We start from the raw sequence: 18,195 nt of genomic DNA, 5'->3' as shown, positions 1-18,195 counted from the left end.
GGTGGGTAGGAAGACGTACGAAGACGTGGGACGACGTGGGAGGACGTGGGGGCGTACCTGGCGGGTGGGCGTCAGATCGCCGGCAGTGTGTCGTCCGAGAAGATGCCGGTCCTGAGGAAGAAGGCGAGCGGCTTGCGGATGGCCTTGCGCTCGTGCTCCCGGCGGGCCTCGTCGGCGATGAGGGCGTTGCGGAGACCCAGCGGGTCCGCGATGCCGGCGTCGCGGTAGACGTGCGGGTTGTAGAGGGAGTTGACGCTGAAGACGACATAGCGCTTGAGGTAGGACTCGACCTCGGCGAGCCGTTCCGCGGCGAGGGTCTCCCGCATCCGGGTGTACAGCAGTGAGACCAGCTCCCGGCCGAAGGCGATGTGGCGGGACTCGTCCTGGTGGTGGATGCGGTTGACGTGGCGGATGGTGTCGCACAGCGACGCGTCCTGCGCCATCCGCGAGTTGTAGTGGTCGACCAGCTCCTCGAAGAACAGGATGCGCGCGAAGACCAGGAAGTTCTCGGCCTCCGGCTCCCACGCGGAGTCGGCGCGCAGGGCGGTCGAACCATAGATCTTGCCGCCGTAGCGGCGGCAGAACTCGGCGAAGAACCACATGTGTTCGTTCTCCTCGCCGATGAAGTGGTGGAAGAAGTCCGACGGCACCTCGAAGCCGGGCATGTGGATCCGGCCGACGACCTCGATGAGCAGCTCACGGATGCCGTGCACGTTCAGGCTGTAGAAATTCACCGACTCCCACTTCGAGAGCCTGCGGAGGGTGTCCCCGTCCAGTTCGTCGAAGTACCGGGTGCCGTACGGGGTGAGCAGCTCGGGGCTCATCCACATACGGTTCTCGTCGAGCCGCTCGGGCCAGTCGAACTGCTGGTAGGGGTTGTAGTAGTCCTCGACCGACTTCTCGCTCAGTCGGGCGAGGACTTCCAGGAAACGGTCGGTGGTGGGCAGGGCGGAGCCGGCCATGGTGTTCTCCTCGGTTCGTACCGTGCCCGTCAGGGCCTGACCTCGTACACCGCGTTGACGGGTGTCTCGGTGGCGCGCCGCCAGCGGCCGAAGCCGGCCTCGGTGGCGATGGCCCGGAAGGCCTGCTCGCCGGAGTGGTTGCCGAGCGCGTGCGGGCCGCGCTGGGCGACCGCGACCGGCAGGCACATCACCGCGGACAGTGCCATGAACATCCGGGCGGCGGGGGTACCGGCGTCGACGTCGTCGGGTGAGACGTTCGACTCGACGAGCATCCAGGTGCCATCCGCGTCGAGGGACTTGCGGACGTGCTGCGCCGCGGCGACCGGGTCCCCCATGTCGTGCAGGCAGTTGAAGAAGGTGACGAGGTCGTAGCCGGTGCCCGGGTAGTCGTCGGCGGAGGCCACGTCGAAGACCACCCGGTCGGAGAGACCGGCGTCCTCGGCCAGCTGCCGGGCGATGGTGATGGCCTCTTCGGAGTAGTCGAAGCCGTGGACCGTGGCGTGCGGGAACGCCTCGGCGATCAGCAGGGTGGTGTGCCCGACGCCGCAGCCGACGTCCGCGACGGTGCCGCCAGCGGCCAGCTTCTCCGGCACGTCGTGCAGCGACGGCACCCACTCGGAGAGGAGGCGGTGCTGGTACGTCGGCTCGAAGAAGCTGCCCATACCGGTGTCGAGGGCCGGGTCGTGCTCGGCCCAGCCGACGCCGTCGCCGGTGCGGTAGGCCTCGACGAGCAGGTCCTCGGTGGCGTACAGCGCCTTGAGGGCGGTGAAGAAGCCGGCCGCGTAGGTCACGGCGTCGGGATCGGCCAGCACGGCCGCGTGCGCGGCGGGCAGCGCGTACGTATCGGTACCGGGGGCGTCCTGCCGTCGCTCGACGTACTCCGCGCTGAGCTGGGCGTGCAGCCACTCCACCGCGTACCGCTCGCTGATGCCCGTCCGCTCGGCGAGCTGGGCGGCGGTGAGCGGCCCGTGCTCGGCGAGCGCGCGGTACAGGCCGAGCCGCCGGCCGAGGGAGACGGTCAGACCGCGTACGGCGGCTGCCGCGTCCCCGATGACGCGCTGGTGGAAGTCGGCGGCAGCGGTGGCGGCCGGGGCGACCGGGGTGGTCGTCACCGTGGTCATGAGGGGTTCTCCTCGCCGGTCGGCAGGTCGCAGGTGAACAGGAAGGAGCGCGGGACGCGGGGCACCTCGCGCGGTGTTACGGAGTAGGGCCAGCGGCCGAAGTCGGCGCCGTCCTCCCCCGGCTGCTTGACCTCGCGTACCGCCCAGCCGCACTCGGCGAGCAGCCGCTCGGGCTCCTCCGTACCGAACAGCCAGGGGTTGCCGTCCTCTTCGAGCGCCCTGAGGAAGGGCCGGGACAGCGGGTTCTGCAGCGCGGCCCGGCTGATCACGTCACCGAGGAGCACCGACCCCGGAGCGCTCTGCCCGGCCAGGGTGGTGATGAGCGTGCGCACCGCGGCCTCCGGCAGGAAGAACAGCAGCCCCTCCACGACCCAGAGCGTGGGCAGCTCCGATCGCCAGCCGGCTTCCTTCAGCGGGCCGGTCCAGTCCTGGGTGAGGTCGACGGCCACGGTGCGGCGCTCGCGCCCGGCCGGTGCGGGCTCCCCGGCCAGCATCGCGGCCTTGGCGTCCAGCAGGGCCGGCCGGTCCAGCTCGTAGACGGTGACGCCGGCCGGCCACTCCAGCCGGTAGAAGCGGGTGTCCATGCCGGCGGCCAGGAAGACGACCTGCTGGATGCCCTTGTCGTTGACCGCACGGCTGACGGCGCGGTCGAGGTAGGTGGTGCGGATGGCGAGGAACGGTACGGTTCCGGCGCCCGCGTAGCGCTCCAGCAGCTCGAAGCCGATCTCGTCGGCGACGGTGCGGGCGTACGGGTCGGCGAAGAGCCGGTCCTCACGTTCGGTCTCCAGGGCCCGCGCTGCGGCGGTCCACTGGGCGGTGCGGGATACGGCCTCCATGAAGGCCCCCTTCACTTGGGACGGTGTGGGAGGACGGCCGTGCTCAGCTGATCCGTGCGCAGCCGACCGGGTCCTCCGCCGCGGGCATCGACACGGGGGTACGGGCGGAGGAGTCGGCGGGGCGCCGCCGGAAGATGCTGTGCAGGATCATGCTGAACACGACCGTCCCGTCAGCGGCCACCAGCTCGCAGCGGGGCTGCACGATGCCGGTGGCGGGGTTGCCCAGAGAGGGGCGCGAGCCGAGCACCTCGATGCGGGCGGTCAGTGTGTCGCCCGGCCGGACCGGCCGGTGGTAGCGGATCTCGTCGATGCCGGGCGAGCCGGCACAGGCGCTGTAGGCGAGCAGCCCGTCGACGTAGCGCCGCATGAACAGCGCCGAGGTGTGAAAGCCGCTGGCGATCAGCCCGCCGAAGGGCGACCGCTTCGCCAGCCCGGGATCGGTGTGGAAGGGCTGCGGGTCGAACCGCCGGGCGAACTCCAGCACCTCCTCCTCGGTGACGGTGACGGTGCCGAGTTCGTGGATGTCACCGGCGCGGAAGTCCTCGAAGTAGCGCATGGCGCGCCTCCCCCTTGAGCTGAAGAGTGCTTCTCTGAGCTGCCCCCAATCTACGAATCAGCCATTTATTTTGTCAATCCAAATCTAGCGCCGTCTTCCTCAACTCTGCTTTTTCGTAGGGCCGTTCAAGCCCGCAACGCCTGCTCGATGTCGCCCCACAGATCCTCCGCATGCTCCACCCCCACCGACATCCGCACTGTTCCGGCGCCGATACCGGCAGCCGAGAGCGCCTCCGCATCCAGTTCCCGGTGAGAGGTGGAGGCCGGGTGCGCGACGAGGGTCTCCACACCGCCGAGCGAGAGCGCCAGCCGGGCGAGCCGCACCCGCTCGATGAACGCGCGCCCCGCCGCCCGCCCGCCGGCCAGCTCGAACGAGACCATCCCGCCGCCACCCGCGAGCACCTTGCGGGCCATGTCGTACGAGGGATGGCCGGCCAGCCAGGGCCAGTGGACGGCGGCCACCGCGGGATGCTCCGCCAGCCGGCCCGCGAGCAGTTCGGCGTTCGCGCAGTGCTGCCGCATCCGCAACGGCAGCGTCGGCAGCCCCCGCAGGGTCAGCCAGGCCGCGAACGGGTCGGGCGCGGCGCCGAGTTCGACCGTACGCGGCCACACCCGCTGCCGGAGGCCGTCCTCGGCGAAGACGGCCACGCCGCCGAGTACGTCGGAGTGCCCGGCGAGGTACTTCGTCGAGGAGTGCACCACGACGTCCGCACCGTGCTCGATCGGACGGCAGAGCACGGGCGAGGCCAGCGAGTTGTCCACGACGCCGACCACGCCGTGCCCGCGCGCGGCGGCGAGCAGCCCGCCGAGGTCGGGTACGCGTCCGGTCGGGTTGGCGATGGTCTCCAGGAACAGCAGCCGCGTCCGCGGCCGGACCAGGCGCGCGAACTCGGCCACGTCGTCCCCGGCCACGTAGTCGACGTCGATGCCGTACCTGGCCGCCAGGTCCGACAGCACCGCGTACGTCCCGCCGTACAGGCACCGTTGCGCGATGACGTGGTCCCCGGGCACGAGCAACGCCAGGAGCACACCGCTGATGGCCCCCATGCCGGAGGCGAAGGCGATCGCCGCCGCGCCCCCTTCGAGGTCGGCGACGGTGCGCTCCAGCGCCCGCACGGTGGGGTTGCCGCGCCGACTGTAGACGTACCGCTCGTCCGGCCCCGCCATCGCGTCGGCCAGCGCATCGGCCGAATCGAAGGCGAAGGCGGAGGACTGCACGATCGGCACACTGAGCGGCCGGCTCACCCCGTTCGAGAACTCATTGTGGACATGCACGGACCGGGTACGGAGGTCCAACCCTCGCCGACCTGTACCCTCCCCCGGTACCCGAGACACCGCTCCACCACCATCCAACATGACCCAACTCCCTTATATCCACTGCGACTTGCGCGCCCGTACGGGCGGAGGTTCGCGGCCCTCCGGGCGCATGCATGGCGAAGGCCGCCCGATGCCTGGTGCGAGACATCGAGCGGCCCTTGGTGCGTGCGAGGCTGCCACCGGTCCGGTGGCGGCCGTACGGCTGCCGGGCAGCCCATCGGTCAGACGCCGACCTGCTCGCCCCGGGACGCCGGGGCGGCCTGCGCCTGCCCGGCGGCAGCGGCGGCGGCCTTCTCACTGCGCATCACGAGCAGTGTGATGAGCCCGCCGATCGCGGCGACGGCGGCGGCACCGAGGAACGCGGCACTGAAGCCGTCGGTCAGTGCGGGGAGGTTGCCCAGCTCGCCGGCGCCCTGCGAGGTGGCGAGCGCGGTCAGCGCGGCCAGACCCAGCGCGGAACCCACCTGATACGTGGTGTTGACGATGCCGGAGGCCAGGCCCGCCTGCTCCTGCGGGGCGCCGGACATGGCGGCCATCATCGCCGGGATGTACGCGAGCGACATGCCCAGCGCGGACACCAGCGAGGCGGGCAGCACATCGACCAGGAAGGTGCCGGTCGGCTCGACGGCCGACAGCCACACCAGACCCAGCGCGAGGACCAGCAGACCGCCGCCGATCAGGGCCTTCGCGCCGACCTTCGCCATCAGCTTCGCCGTGATGACGGTCATGAAGAGCATGAGCAGCACGGTCATCGGCAGCAGCGCAGCGCCGGACGCGAACGCGCCGTAGCCCAGCACCTGCTGGAGGTAGAGGTTGAGGAAGTACCACATCGGGATCCATGCGGCGCCGAGCAGCGTCATGCCGAGGTTCGCCGAGCCCAGGCGCGGGACGCGCCAGATGCCGAGCGGCATGAGCGGCTGCCGGACGGCCTTCTGGATCACGAAGAAGAGCACCAGCAGCGCGGCCGCGCCGACCAGTTCCAGCACGGTCTCCGTGGCGCCCCAGCCGACCTCCGGCGCCCGGACCACCGCGTACACCGCGAGCGCGAGACCGGCCGTCACGGCCACGGCGCCCAGCACGTCCACCGAACCGCGGCGCGACTCGACGGCGGGCAGCAGCTTCGTGGCGGCGAGCGTGGCGACGCCGATCGGCACGTAGATGATGAACACCCACGGCCAGCTCATCCACTCGGTGAAGACACCGCCCATGAACACACCGGCCGTACCGCCCGCGGGAGCGGCGGCACCGTACAGCGCCATGGCCTTGCCCAGCTCCTTCGGGTTGTGCCCGAAGAGCATCATCAGCAGCGTCATGGCCGCGGGCGCGATGAGCGCGCCGCCGACACCCTGCACCGCACGCCCGACGACCTCCACCCACGCGGTGGAAGCGGCCGCCGCGACGATCGAACCGGCGATGAGGACGACCCAGCCGGCGGTGAAGACCTTCCGCGCACCGAGCAGGTCGGAGAGCCGGCCACCGAGGAGCAGCAGCCCGCCGAAGGCGATGACGTACGCGTTGAAGACCCACTGCAACTCGCCCTGCGAGAAGCCCAGATCCTTCTGCATCTCGGGAAGTGCGACCCCGATGATCGACGTATCCATGATGACCATGAACTGAGCGGCAGCCAGCACAACAAGTGCCCACCAGCGCCGCGGATTGACGGTTGACATTCCACTACCCCTTCTCCGACATACCCCCAGGGGGTACCTGGGAAGCGGACAGTAACATACCCCCGGGGGGTACATAAGAAAAGGGTGCGTCCCATCGATCGCAGCGGGAGTCGCCGCCCACATCGGAAACCAGGACAACCAGCGAAGCGGGGGCGGCTTTGATCAGCCGCCCCCGCGTGCGGCGTGGGAGTGGTGGGGGGTGAGGTTGCGGACGAAGACCGGCTTGAGGTGGTTTTCGGGCAGGGCTCCGGGGCGTCGCACCCGGTCGAAAACGTGGGAGACGACGCGCTCCCGCTCGCCTACTCGGCAGGCGCCTGCGGAACACCCTCGGGCAGTGGCGTGTGCTGGAGGCCGGCGAGGAGCATGCGGAAGGTCCAGGTGCGGCGCTGTTGCGGGGTGCCGGACAGGAGTTGGGGGGCGCGCCCCGCGATGTTCGGGTGGTCGGCCGGTGAGGCGTTCCGGAGCGCCTCGGCCACCGCGTGCCACTCGCTCTCGGCGTGCGGCGACTCGTCGAGCGTGGCGTGCTCCGCGGCATTGGCGGTGGCGACCTGGAGCAGTACGTCCACTCCCCACGCGGCCCGGTCGTCGGGAACGCCGCCCTCCTTGAGCAGGGCGAGCAGTGCGTCGAGCAGGCCGAGGTAGTGCGGCCCCGAAGGGCGGGTGACCAGCGCGGTGCGGGCCAGGCTGGGGTGCTCGTACAGCACGTGGAGGTAGGAGACGAGGACCGCCTCGATCCGCTCCTGCCAGTCACCGGAGTCGCGGACAGGGGTCAGATCCACGTCACCCAGCAACTCGTCCAGGACCGCCGCGTGCAGCTCGGCCGTGTTCGCCACGTACACGTACAGCGAGGCGGGACCGGTGTCGAGCTCCTGCGCCAGGCGCCGCATGGTGACGCGCTGCAGCCCCTCGGCCCGCAGCAGCCGGACCGCCGTGTCGATGATCCCCGCGCGGCTGAGGGCGGGCTTGGCCGGGCGTTCCCGGCGGCTGCGGTGGTGGGCGCGGTCGGATGACATGCGAGAACGCTAGCGAACACGTTCGGCCGACACCAATGCCGCGGCCACGCTCGCACGATCGCGTTCGTTACGAACTTGTTCGTTACGAACATGTTCGTTTACCGTGAGGAGGAACCCGACAGCGAAGGACCCGACCACACACGCACCGAAGGAGTACGACCATGGCTTCCCGCACTTCCCGCGCTTCCCACTCCCCCCTCGCCATCGCCGGAGCCGGCCTCGGCGGGCTGGTCCTGGCCCGCGCACTGCACGTGCACGGCATCGACGCCACCGTCTATGACCTGCAGGAATCCCGCTATTCCCGGGCCCAGGGCGGCATGCTCGACATCCACACCGAGAGCGGCCAGGCCGCCCTGCGCGCCGCCGGGCTGCTCGACGACTTCCGTACGCTCGTGCACCCCGGCGGCGAGGCCACCCGGGTGCTCGACCAGCACGGCACCCCGCACTGGGACGAGGCCGACGACGGGACGGGTGAGCGCCCGGAGGTCGACCGGGGCCGGCTGCGCGACCTGCTGCTCGACTCACTGCCCGAGGGCACCGTCCGGTGGGGGCACAAGGTCACCGGCGCCCGGCCGCTGGGCGGTGGTGCGCACGAGGTGACGTTCGCCGACGGCTCGACCGCCACCACGGACCTGCTGATCGGCGCGGACGGCGCCTGGTCGCGCGTCCGGCCCCTGCTCAGCGACGCGAGGCCGGCGTACACCGGCATCTCCTTCGTCGAGGTGGATCTGCTCGACGCGGACGCCCGGCACCCGGACAGCGCGGCCGTCGTGGGCGGCGGATCGCTCTTCGCGCTCGGCGGCGGCAAGGGCTTCCTCGGCCACCGCGAGTCCGACGGCAGCCTGCACATCTATGTCGCCGTACGGACCGGCGAGGAGTGGCTCGACTCGATCGACTTCTCCGACACCGAGGGCGCGAAGGCCGCGGTACTGAAGCAGTTCGAAGGGTGGGCCGCGAGCCTGCGGGCGCTGGTGACGGACGCGGACGGCCCGCTGGTACCGCGGAAGATCAACGCGCTGCCGGCCGGGCAGCGCTGGGAGCGCGTCCCGGGCGTCACGCTGCTGGGCGACGCCGCGCACCTCATGTCGCCGTTCGCGGGCGAGGGGGCGAACCTCGCCATGCTCGACGGCGCCGAGCTCGCGCAGGCCCTCGCCGCCCACCCCGGCGACACCGAGAAGGCCCTCGCCGCGTACGAAGAAGCACTGTTCCCGCGCAGCGCCGAGAAGGCCGCCGAGTCCGCCGCGAACCTGGAACTCCTCTTCCACGCGGACTTCACGGCCGGCGACCTGGTCGCACTGTTCTCCGGCGAGGAGGAGGCGACGGCCGAGGCGCCGTGACACGGGCCGGGCGCGGCACAGACCGGCAGCCCGTGCTTGCGCAGATCCGATGGCCGACTCAGTAGTTGCTCGCCGCAACCGTAAGTCATGCGATTGACTTAACTCTGCTCCGGGGTGTTCACTGCCCAGCGGACGCAACCCGTCGCACCCCGTCGCGACCCGTCGGCCAGCACGGCCACAGGTCGACGTCGGAGGTCAGAGTGCAGAGGAGGCCCGGTGACAGACATGCGGGACGTGGAGTCGCTGCCCTATCCGTTGCGGGCGCCGTCGGCGCTGGAGCCCTCCGAGCGGTGGGCGGAGCTGCGGGAGAAGTGCCCCGTGGCGTCGGTGACCCTGCCGAGCGGCGACCGGGCGGCCCTGCTGACCCGGTACGAGGACGTACGCGCCGCACTCTCCGACCCGCGCTTCAGCCGGGAGGGGCTGGCCCGGCCGGATGCCGCCCGGGTCTCGGCGGGCGACGCCGACGGGGTGTTCAACAGCCCGATGGCGAGGACGCTCAACGCGCAGGGGCACGAGCGGTGGCGGCGCATGGTCGGCAAGTGGTTCACGGCGAAGCGGATGGCCGCGCTGCGGCCGGACATGGAGGCCATGGCCGACCGCCTCATCGACGGGATGGTGGCGCGGGGCCGCCCGGCCGACCTGGTGTCCGGGCTGGCGTTCCCGCTGCCGGTGTACGTCATCTGCCGCGTGCTCGGGGTGCCGGAGAGCGACCGGGACCGGTTCAAGACCTGGTCGGACATCTTCCTGAACACCACGCGGTACACGAAGGACGACATGGCGGCGGCGTACCAGGACTTCGCCGCGTACATGGCCGGCCTCATCGAGGGCAAACGGGCCGAGCCCGGGGACGACCTGCTCAGCCTGCTGATGACCGGCGCGGACGGCGCGGGCGAGCCGATGTCCGAGGAGGCCCTGGTGGCCACGGGACAGGCGCTGTTGCTGGCCGGGCACGAGACCACGGCGGGCTTCATCGGGCTGATGGTGGCGCATCTGCTCGCGGACCGGCGGCGCTGGGAACGGCTGCTGGCCGAGCCCGCGCTGGTGCGGCTCGCGGTGGAGGAGAGCCTGCGGTTCGACCCGAACGGCGCCAACTTCGGCATGCTGCGCTACGCCCACGAGGACACCGAACTCCCCGGCGGTGCGGTGCCCGCGGGGACCACGGTGGTGTGCAGCATGGCGGCCGCCAACCGTGATGAGAGTGCGTGGGACAACGCGCACGAGATGGACCTGGGGCGCAGCCCCAACCGGCACCTCGCCTTCGGCGCCGGCTCGCACTCCTGCCTGGGCCAGCCGCTCGCCCGCACCGAGATGCAGGCCGCGCTCACTGTGCTGTTGCGCCGCCTGCCCACCCTCGAACTTGCCGTATCTGTCGAGGAGTTGCGTGCTCACGAAGGGCTGCTTACCGCACCGCTGCGTGAACTGCCTGTCACCTGGTGACCGTTGTGCGGTCCGTTCAGCGGGAGCAGCGAGAGCAACGGGACCGTACGGCGGGCACGCGTGAGGCGATCCTGTCCGCGGCGGAACGGCTCTTCGGCGAGTACGGGCTGTCCGCCGTCTCCCACCGGCAGATCGGCCGGGCGGCCGGCCAGCGGAACGTCACGGCCGTCGGCTACCACTTCGGCAGCAGGTCCGACCTGGTACGCGCGATCATGGCCCGGCACGGCGAGCGGGCCGACCGGATCCGGCAGCGGTACGTGGCGGCGCTCGACGGCGACGCGGACCTCAGGGACTGGGTCGAGGCGCTGGTCAGACCGGTCATGGAGCATCTGGCCTCGCTCGGTTCCCCGTCCTGGCATGCCCGGCTGGCGGCCCAGGTCATGACCGACCCCGCGATGCGCGTGCTCGTCTCCGAGGAGGCGTGCGCCCGCCCGTCCCTGCGGCAGGTCCTCGACGGACTCGGGCGCTGCCTCGCGGATCTGCCGACCGGGGTACGCGCCGAGCGCGGGGCCATGGCCCGCAACCTGATCACGCATATGTGCGCGGAACGGGAGCGGGCCCTGGCCGAGAACCCCGCTCTGCTGCACGAATCCTGGAACCGCACGGCCGACGCGCTGACGGACGCGATCGTCGGCCTCCTGACCGCCCCGGTCACACCACTCGGGCGCGACAGCCGACCCGCACCGACCAGTCCACACCGAGCCCCCATACCGAGCACACCAAACACCGAGCACACCGCATACACCCAACACACCGAGCACACGGCATCGAAGACACCACACCGAAGGGAGACACCTGACCATGAAGATCAGCGTTGACGAGGAGAAATGCTGCGGCGCAGGGCAGTGCGTCATGATCGCGCCGGACGTCTTCGACCAGCGCGACGAGGACGGCATCGTCGTGCTGCTCGACGACCGGCCGGCAGCGGAACAGCACGAGGCGGTACGGGAATCCGCCGTCGTGTGCCCGGCAGCGGCCATCCACCTCGGCGAGGACGCGTAACGCACCAGCAGCCCCGGATGTGCGCCGGCGGTCGCCGGACGCGTCGGCCCGACCAACGAAGGACAGCCATGACCAGCACCGCGCCCACGCCGGACGCCGCCCCCGCCGGCCTCCCCGAGCTCCCCGACCTCTCCGACCTCCCCGACTTTCCCGCCCCCCGTTCCGCCGCCTGTCCCTTCGGTGTCTCGGCGGAGATGCGTGCCCTGCGGGACCGCGGCCCGGTGAGCCGCGTCAGGTCATGGGGCGAAAGCGCCCCCTGGGTCGTCACCAGCCACGCCGAGCAGAAGGCCCTGCTCTCCGACCCCCGCCTCAGCGCCGACTTCTCGAACCCCGGCTTCCCCAGCCCCGTCGACCCCGAGAAGGCCGGCAAGGGGAAGCGGGACATGAGCTTCGTCGGCATGGACGACCCGGAACACGCTCGGCTGCGGCGCATGGTCAGCGGGGTCTTCACCATCAAACGGATCGAGGCGCTGCGCCCCGCCGTACAGCGGATGACGGACGGCTTCCTCGACAGCATGCTCGCGGGCCCCAAGCCCGCCGACCTGGTCCAGTCGCTCGCGCTGCCGCTCCCCTCCCTGGTCATCTCCGAACTGCTCGGGGTGCCCTACGAGGACCACGAGTTCTTCCAGCGCAACAGCAAGACCATCGTCTCCTCCGTCGCCACGGCCGAGGAGCGGACCGCCGCCCACACCCACCTCGCCGAGTACCTCGACGACCTGGTCGGCAAGAAGATCAGCGAACCCGGCGACGACCTGCTGTCCCAGCTCGGCGCGCGCATCGAGGCGGGCGAGCTCACCCGGCACCAGGCGGCCACGATGGGCGTGCTGCTGCTCCTCGGCGGGCACGAGACCACCGCCAACATGATCACGCTGGGTACGCTCCTGCTGCTGGAGCACCCGGACCAGCTCGCCGTCGTCCGGGACACCGACGACCCCAAGGTGGTCGCCGCCGCGGTGGAGGAGCTGCTGCGCTACCTCTCCATCGTCCACCTCGGGCGGCGCCGGACCGCGCTGGAGGACATCGAGGTCGCCGGGCGGACCATCCGCGCCGGAGAGGGCGTCATCCTCCTCAGCGAACTCGCCAACCGCGACCCGCGGGTCTTCCCCGACCCCGACACCCTGGACATCACCCGCAACGCCCGCCCCCACCTGGCCTTCGGCGCCGGAACCCACCACTGCGTCGGCCAGCCCCTGGCCCGGATGGAGCTCCAGGTCCTCTACCCCACCCTCTTCCGCCGCATCCCCACCCTGCGCACCGCCGTCGACCTGGAGCAACTCCCCTTCAAGCACGACGCCGTCATCTACGGCGTGCACGAACTCCCCGTCACATGGTGAAGGGCTCCTCCACCGCCGGAACGCACGGCGAGAGCAACGCCTCGGCGTCATGAGTGACCGCGCCACGGGCGAGCCTGAGCACACGCACCTCCGTGCTCCTCACGGGGTAGAGATCAGCTGCGGATGCCACCGGATTCCCGGTCGTCGCCCAGTTCCCCGGCGCCGCCGAGTTCCAGTGCGTCGGCGATCTGCGCGAGGGAGTCGTCCCGCTGTCGGGCGTAGAGCGTGAACGGGTCGAGCACCTCGCGGCCGATGGCGCCGGAGAGCCGGTCGGCGTCGTAGGCGGTGCCTTCCTGTGTGGTGTTGCGGGTGCCCTCGCCGGTGAGGTTGGACTGGAAGATGCCGGCGGCGGAGCGGGGCAGGAAGTCCTCGTAGACGATCGGCCGGGCGTGGATCCAGCCCTGCCGCACCAGCTCCCCCAGGCCGGCCGGCGGGCGGCTGCCGTCCCGCGGCCTGCCGGGGGCGAGGTGGTAGGTGAAATAGCCCAGCCCCTCGGCGGCGAGCTGCTCCTCGCTGCCGGGCATGTGGCGTTCCCACACGGCACGGGCGATGTCGGCGCGGGACTCGCCCGTGCCCTGCGCGACCTGCTGGTCGACGAGGCCGAGCAGTTCGTCGTAGCGGGCCCGGCCTTCCCGGGTGAGGGCGATGCCGCGGGCCTCGACCTCGCCGAAGCGTACGCGCAGGGCGCCGGTGCGGACGGTGCCGTCGGGGGTGCGCATCGCGCGCTTCTCGGCGAGGGCGCGGAAGGAGGTCTGCCGCAGCAGGACGTCCGGCCCGTGCCAGGCCGGCGGCCCCTGGATGGCGTCGATCATCTCGATGCCCCGCTCGGTCATACGCCGGTACAGCTCGTCGATGTCGAGGACGCGCGGGGTGAGGTGGTTGATGTGGGTGCTGCGTACGCCGCCGATGTCCGCGGCGACCGCCGAGACCCGCTCCAGCGTTTCGTACCAGGCCGCATCGACCGGCTCGGCGGACAGCTCGAAGGATCGGACGGCGAGCCGGAGGAACCGCTCGGCGTCGTCGGCGGGCAGTTCCCGCTCACGGGTGGCGCGGTCGGCCAGCGCGAGCAGCTCCGGGGAGAACAGTTCGCGGCCGGCGAGAAAGGTCTTTAGGCGGGAGCGCAGGTCGGCGTCGAAGAAGCGCGGGTCGGCAGGGGTGAGCATGGAGGTGAACACCCGGAAGGGGTTGCGCGCCAGTTCGTCGCGGTCGACGGGCCGGAAGGCGGTGGAGACGACGGGTACGGCGCTGGCGGCGGCCTCCCGCAGGTCGTAGAAGCCGACCGGGTGCATGCCCAGGGCGGCGAAGACGCGGGCGACCTGCTGCATCTCGCGCGGGGTGCCGACGCGGATGGCTCCGTGCCGTTCGGCGGTCACCCGGCCGATGGAGCCGAGCCGTTCGGCGTCGGCTCCGCGGGCGCGCAGGACGTCCTCGTTGACCTCGCGCGAGACGTCCACGAGCGTGGTGTAGGCGGGTACCTCCCGCCCGTACATCTCCGACAGCCGCGTCGCGAACGCGGCGCGCAGCTGCCACTGACTGGTCGTTGACATGGTCTGCTGGTCTGCCTTTCGATCGGATTCACACCACAGGGGCTGTCGGTCTCACACCACGTGGGCCATCGTGTTCACACCACGTGGGCTTCGGGTCGGGTCCCGGCGCCTCGGCGGAAGCGGTCCGCGCTGAGCGGGGTTACGTCGGTGCACGGTTCGCGCTCCAGGTACAGGTCGCGCATGATCTCGCCGACCGCGGGGGCCTGGAGGAAGCCGTGGCCGGAGAACCCGGCGGCGTAGAGGAAGTTGGCGTACTCGCCGGAGCGGCCGATCAGTGCGTTGTGGTCCGGTGTGACTTCGTACAGGCCGGCCCACCCGCCGTCCGTCCGCATGTCCGCGAGGGCGGGGGCACGGCGGCGTGCCGCGGCGCGGAACAGCGCCAGCCACTCCGGGGTCCAGGTGGTGTCGAACCCCTCGGGCTCGTCGGGGTCGGCGAGCCCGAACAGCAGCCCGTCGTCGCTGTTGTGGAAGTAGGCGGTGGAGGAGAAGTCGATGGTGAACGGGATGCGGGGCGCGGGCGGGGTGAGCGGCTCGGTGAACGACAGCTGTCGGCGCACGGGGCGTACCGGGAGGCTGGTGCCGATCATGTCGCCGATCCGGGCCGACCACGCGCCCGCCGTGCAGATCACCGTCGCGCAGGCGATGCGGCCCCGGCTGGTGTGCACGCCGGTCACGCGGTCTCCGGCCGTGTCGAGGCCGGTGACCGCGGTGTGCGTGGCGAGGGTGACGCCGGCCCGTGCCGCGGCCCGCGCGTACCCCTGTACGACCAGTGCGGGGCGGGCGTGGCCGTCGGCGGGCGAGTAGGCGGCGGCCACCAGCCCGTCGGTGCTGACGTAGGGGCACAGGCGTTGCGCCTCGGCGGGGCCGATCATGCGGCTCGGTACGCCGAGGCCGTTCTGGATGTCCACCCCGGCCTCGAACTCCCGCGCCTGCTGTGCGGTGTCGAGCAGGAAGAGGTAGCCGACGGTGTCGAGCCGGATGCCGGCGCCCGGCCGGTGCGGAAAGTCCCGGTAGGCACGCAGACTGCGGTGGCCCAGTTCGATGTTGAGCGGGTCGGAGAACTGGGCGCGTACCCCGCCGATCGGCTTGCCCGAGCTGCCGCAGCCCAGGTCACCACGTTCGACGACGACGATGTCACGCACCCCGGCCTCGGCGAGGTGGAACGCTGTACTGGCACCCATCACCCCACCGCCGATGATCACTACGTCGGCGGTGGGCGGAACGGTACGGAAGGTGGAGGAGGTCAACGGCCGGTCCCTTCGCAGAGGCCGCTCCCGGCGAGTGACGAGACCTCGGTGCCCGGGGCGCGGCGCGGACTGACAGTGCGGGGCGGTGCCGATCAACAGGCTGCCCGACATCGTGCAGCAGCCCGTCCGTTGACGTCCACCAATGGGCCGGGGGGCCGGGAGGCCGAGGGCCAGGGCCCGGGGAGGGTTACGAGTACCGCGCCCGCAGCTCCGTCTCCAGGGTCTCCAGGGAGCGGCCCTTGGTCTCGGGGACGTAGCGCTTGACGAAGGCGATGGCGAGGACGCCCAGCACGACGAAGACGAAGAACGTCCCGGAGACGCCGAGGCCGGAGACCATGGAGGGGAAGACCAGGCCGATGGCGAAGTTCGTCAGCCACAGGACCACCGCCGCGACGCCCATGCCGAAGCCGCGCATCCGCATCGGGAACAGCTCGGAGAGCATCAGCCAGGTGACCGGGGAGATCGCGCCCTGCTGGAAGCCGAGGAAGGTGACGGTCATGGCGAGGACGGCGAAGGCGCGGCCGTCACCCGCGGGCAGCGTCATGGAGAAGACGCCGATGAACAGCAGCGCGAGGGTGGTGCCGAGCTGGCCGGCCAGCAGCATGGGACGGCGGTTGACGCGGCCGAGCAGCCAGATGCCGACGAAGGTGGCCAGTACGGAGATCACGCCATTGGCGATGTTCGCGGTCAGGGCGCTGTCGGCGGCGAATCCGGCGTCGGTGAGGATCTGGGTGCCGTAGTACATGATCGTGTTGACGCCGGTGATCTGCTGGACGACGGCGATGCCGAAGCCCACCCACATCAGGCGGCGGATCCACGGGGTGGCCCGCAGGTCCCGCCACCCGCCGATCTTCTCCTGCTCGTCCTTGACGGCGAGCGCGGAGACCTCGCTCAGCTCGGCCTCGGCCCGCTGCTGGGACCTCACCTGCTTCAGCACTTCGAACGCGTCGTTGAACCGGCCCTGGGCGGCCAGCCAGCGGGGGCTCTCGGGCATCACGAGCATGCCCAGCCACAGGACGACCGCGGGCACGGTGGCGAGGACGAGCATCCAGCGCCAGACGCCGCCGGACTCGCCACCGAGGCGCGCGATGACCGCGTTGGAGGTGAACGCGAGCAACTGGCCACTGACGATCATCAGTTCGTTGCGGGTGACCAGTCCGCCGCGCCACTCGGCGGGCGAGATCTCCGCCAGGTAGACGGGCACGGTCACCGAAGCGCCGCCGACCGCGAGGCCGAGGACGAAGCGCGCCAGGATCATGACCTCGGTGCTGGGCGCGAGGGTGGCGCCCAGCGCGCCGAAGAAGAAGAACACCGCGAGGACGAGGATGTTGCGGCGCCGGCCGCGGGCGTCCGAGAGCTTGCCGCCGGTGACCGCGCCCAGTGCGGCGCCGAGCAGCAGCGAGCTCGTGACCAGGCCCTCGGTGAAGGGCGTGAGGCCGAGATCGTCCTTCATGTACGGCAGGGCGCCGTTGATGACGCCGGTGTCGTAGCCGAAGAGGAGCCCGCCGAAGGTGGCGATGACGGTGATGACACGCAGGCGGCGTCGCACGGGCCGCGGTGCGTCCTCGCCGAAGGCGGGTGGCACGCCGCGTGTGGAAGCGTCGTCCGTGACGTTCATTGACGTCTCCTTGCGTGGGAGGAACGATGCTGTCGCGCTCTACTAGCGCGCTCTAGTTGGCCAGAACGATGGCGTTGTTCAAATGTCATGTCAATAGGTTGTTACGGAGAAGTTGCCTCCGTGGCGCACCGCACGGGAGGGTGACAGCAGGTGGAAACGAACGGCAGTCGACGCCCCACCATGGCCGACGTCGCCGCCCGCGCCGGCGTGTCGCGGGCACTGGTCTCGATCGTCTTCCGCGGCGAAGCCGGGGCGAGTGCCGCGACCCGGGAACGGATCCTGCGCGTCGCCGACGAGCTGGGCTACCGCCCGGACACCGCGGCCCGGCTCCTCGCCCGTGGCCACAGCCGTACGCTCGGCGTCCTGCTCACGCTGCACCAGCCCTTCGACGCCGACCTCGCCGAGGCGGTGCACCCCGAGGCCGAGAAGCGCGGCTACGACGTCCTGCTCTCCACCAACGCGCCGGGCCGCTCCGAGCGCAAGGCCGTGGAGGCGCTGCTCAGCCACCGCTGCGAGGCGCTGATCCTGCTCGGGCCGGGGGCCGGCACCACGTACCTGGACGAGCTGGGGCGGCACACGGTCGCGGTGTCCGTCGGCCGCCGCATCACCGGCGCCCACGTCGACAACGTGCACACCGCGGAGGCCAAGGGAGTACGCCAGGCCATGGACCACCTCCTCGGCCTCGGGCACCGCAGGATCGTCCATGTCGACGGCGGACGCGACCCCGGCTCGGCGGAACGGCGGCGCGCCTACCGTGCCGCGATGCGCCGCCACGGCCTCGGCGACGGGATCCGCGTCATTCCGGGCCGGCACACCGAGGAGGCCGGTGCCGCGGCGGCCCGGCTGATGCTCGCGGAGCACCGGCTGCCCACGGCCGTACTGGCGGGCAACGACCGGAGCGCGCTGGGCCTGATGATGGCCTTCGCGCGGGCCGGGCTCGACGTACCGGGCGATGTGTCGGTGGTGGGCTACGACGACAGCCATCTCTCGCACCTCATGCCCGTGGGCCTGACCGCCGTCCGCCAGGACCCGGCCCGGCTGGCCGAGCACGCGGTGCGGTTCGCCGTCGAGCGGCTGGAGGGCGAGGGGGTGGCGCCGCGCGAGGCGGTTCTCGACCCGAAGCTCGTGGTGCGTGCGTCGACGGGCCTCCCGCGCGACGACGGGTGAGCGCCACCGGCCGACGGCGTCATCGGTGCGCG

General features: G+C 71.4%; 16 protein-coding genes. 6 read left to right on the top strand and 10 right to left on the bottom strand.

Translation table 11 applies throughout. The annotated features are described in order from the left end of the window. Positions 1 to 71: 71 nt before the first annotated feature. From ACZ6WH_RS30890 to ACZ6WH_RS30860, 7 genes are all read right to left on the bottom strand, one after another. Positions 72 to 962, bottom strand: a complete 891-nt coding sequence (locus tag ACZ6WH_RS30890) for a diiron oxygenase (protein WP_469732425.1) — start codon at positions 960 to 962, stop codon at positions 72 to 74. A 29-nt stretch (positions 963 to 991) separates the two neighbouring features. Next, positions 992 to 2,083 carry a methyltransferase domain-containing protein gene (locus tag ACZ6WH_RS30885; protein ID WP_469732423.1) on the bottom strand — a complete coding sequence of 364 codons (1,092 nt, stop codon included), beginning with the start codon at positions 2,081 to 2,083 and terminating at the stop codon, positions 992 to 994. Then, complete coding sequence (locus ACZ6WH_RS30880) at positions 2,080 to 2,919, bottom strand: SAM-dependent methyltransferase (RefSeq protein WP_469732421.1); 840 nt, start codon at positions 2,917 to 2,919, stop codon at positions 2,080 to 2,082. Before ACZ6WH_RS30880 ends, ACZ6WH_RS30885 begins: the two co-directional genes overlap by 4 nt. Before the next feature lie 43 nt (positions 2,920 to 2,962). Then, the gene (locus tag ACZ6WH_RS30875; RefSeq protein ID WP_432860403.1) at positions 2,963 to 3,475 is read right to left on the bottom strand and encodes a MaoC family dehydratase; all 513 of its coding nucleotides are present in this window, start codon (positions 3,473 to 3,475) and stop codon (positions 2,963 to 2,965) included. 125 nt (positions 3,476 to 3,600) lie between these two features. After that, positions 3,601 to 4,830, bottom strand: coding sequence for a trans-sulfuration enzyme family protein (locus tag ACZ6WH_RS30870; protein WP_469732419.1), 1,230 nt, complete (start codon positions 4,828 to 4,830; stop codon positions 3,601 to 3,603). Between the two features lie 182 nt (positions 4,831 to 5,012). After that, entirely contained in the window at positions 5,013 to 6,461 is a 1,449-nt protein-coding gene (locus ACZ6WH_RS30865) for an MFS transporter (RefSeq protein ID WP_432860399.1), read from the bottom strand. Positions 6,462 to 6,760: 299 nt separating this feature from the next. Then, positions 6,761 to 7,474: a TetR/AcrR family transcriptional regulator gene (locus ACZ6WH_RS30860; protein WP_469732416.1), complete on the bottom strand. Its 714-nt coding sequence runs from the start codon at positions 7,472 to 7,474 to the stop codon at positions 6,761 to 6,763. Between the two features lie 161 nt (positions 7,475 to 7,635). Here ACZ6WH_RS30860 and ACZ6WH_RS30855 point away from each other — a divergent pair, with 161 nt between their 5' ends. From ACZ6WH_RS30855 to ACZ6WH_RS30835, 5 genes are all read left to right on the top strand, one after another. Then, entirely contained in the window at positions 7,636 to 8,811 is a 1,176-nt protein-coding gene (locus ACZ6WH_RS30855) for an FAD-dependent oxidoreductase (RefSeq protein ID WP_469732414.1), read from the top strand. Between the two features lie 225 nt (positions 8,812 to 9,036). Further along, positions 9,037 to 10,248: a cytochrome P450 gene (locus ACZ6WH_RS30850; protein WP_469732711.1), complete on the top strand. Its 1,212-nt coding sequence runs from the start codon at positions 9,037 to 9,039 to the stop codon at positions 10,246 to 10,248. 5 nt (positions 10,249 to 10,253) lie between these two features. Continuing rightward, positions 10,254 to 11,066, top strand: a complete 813-nt coding sequence (locus tag ACZ6WH_RS30845) for a TetR/AcrR family transcriptional regulator (protein WP_469732412.1) — start codon at positions 10,254 to 10,256, stop codon at positions 11,064 to 11,066. Continuing rightward, positions 11,050 to 11,250, top strand: a complete 201-nt coding sequence (locus tag ACZ6WH_RS30840; RefSeq protein ID WP_432860391.1) for a ferredoxin — start codon at positions 11,050 to 11,052, stop codon at positions 11,248 to 11,250. The genes ACZ6WH_RS30845 and ACZ6WH_RS30840 overlap by 17 nt, the downstream gene beginning before the upstream one ends. A gap of 68 nt (positions 11,251 to 11,318) precedes the next feature. Next, the gene (locus ACZ6WH_RS30835) at positions 11,319 to 12,584 is read left to right on the top strand and encodes a cytochrome P450 (RefSeq protein WP_469732410.1); all 1,266 of its coding nucleotides are present in this window, start codon (positions 11,319 to 11,321) and stop codon (positions 12,582 to 12,584) included. Positions 12,585 to 12,697: 113 nt separating this feature from the next. Here the strand turns inward: ACZ6WH_RS30835 and hglS are convergent, their stop codons facing one another. From hglS to ACZ6WH_RS30820, 3 genes are all read right to left on the bottom strand, one after another. After that, a complete protein-coding gene (hglS, locus tag ACZ6WH_RS30830) occupies positions 12,698 to 14,131 on the bottom strand; it encodes a 2-oxoadipate dioxygenase/decarboxylase (protein WP_469732408.1) in 1,434 nt (477 codons plus the stop codon). Between the two features lie 74 nt (positions 14,132 to 14,205). Continuing rightward, positions 14,206 to 15,378: an NAD(P)/FAD-dependent oxidoreductase gene (locus ACZ6WH_RS30825; RefSeq protein ID WP_469732406.1), complete on the bottom strand. Its 1,173-nt coding sequence runs from the start codon at positions 15,376 to 15,378 to the stop codon at positions 14,206 to 14,208. A 187-nt stretch (positions 15,379 to 15,565) separates the two neighbouring features. Then, positions 15,566 to 16,996 carry a sugar porter family MFS transporter gene (locus ACZ6WH_RS30820; RefSeq protein ID WP_469732404.1) on the bottom strand — a complete coding sequence of 477 codons (1,431 nt, stop codon included), beginning with the start codon at positions 16,994 to 16,996 and terminating at the stop codon, positions 15,566 to 15,568. A gap of 180 nt (positions 16,997 to 17,176) precedes the next feature. On the opposite strand from ACZ6WH_RS30820, the gene ACZ6WH_RS30815 reads away from it, so the two are divergent. Then, positions 17,177 to 18,163 carry a LacI family DNA-binding transcriptional regulator gene (locus tag ACZ6WH_RS30815; RefSeq protein ID WP_469732402.1) on the top strand — a complete coding sequence of 329 codons (987 nt, stop codon included), beginning with the start codon at positions 17,177 to 17,179 and terminating at the stop codon, positions 18,161 to 18,163. Positions 18,164 to 18,195: the final 32 nt, after the last annotated feature.

Source organism: Streptomyces sp. NPDC050806 (genome assembly GCF_055586425.1).
The sequence above is the reverse complement of the archived record's forward strand: the minus strand, read 5'-3'. Positions and strand labels throughout refer to the sequence as shown.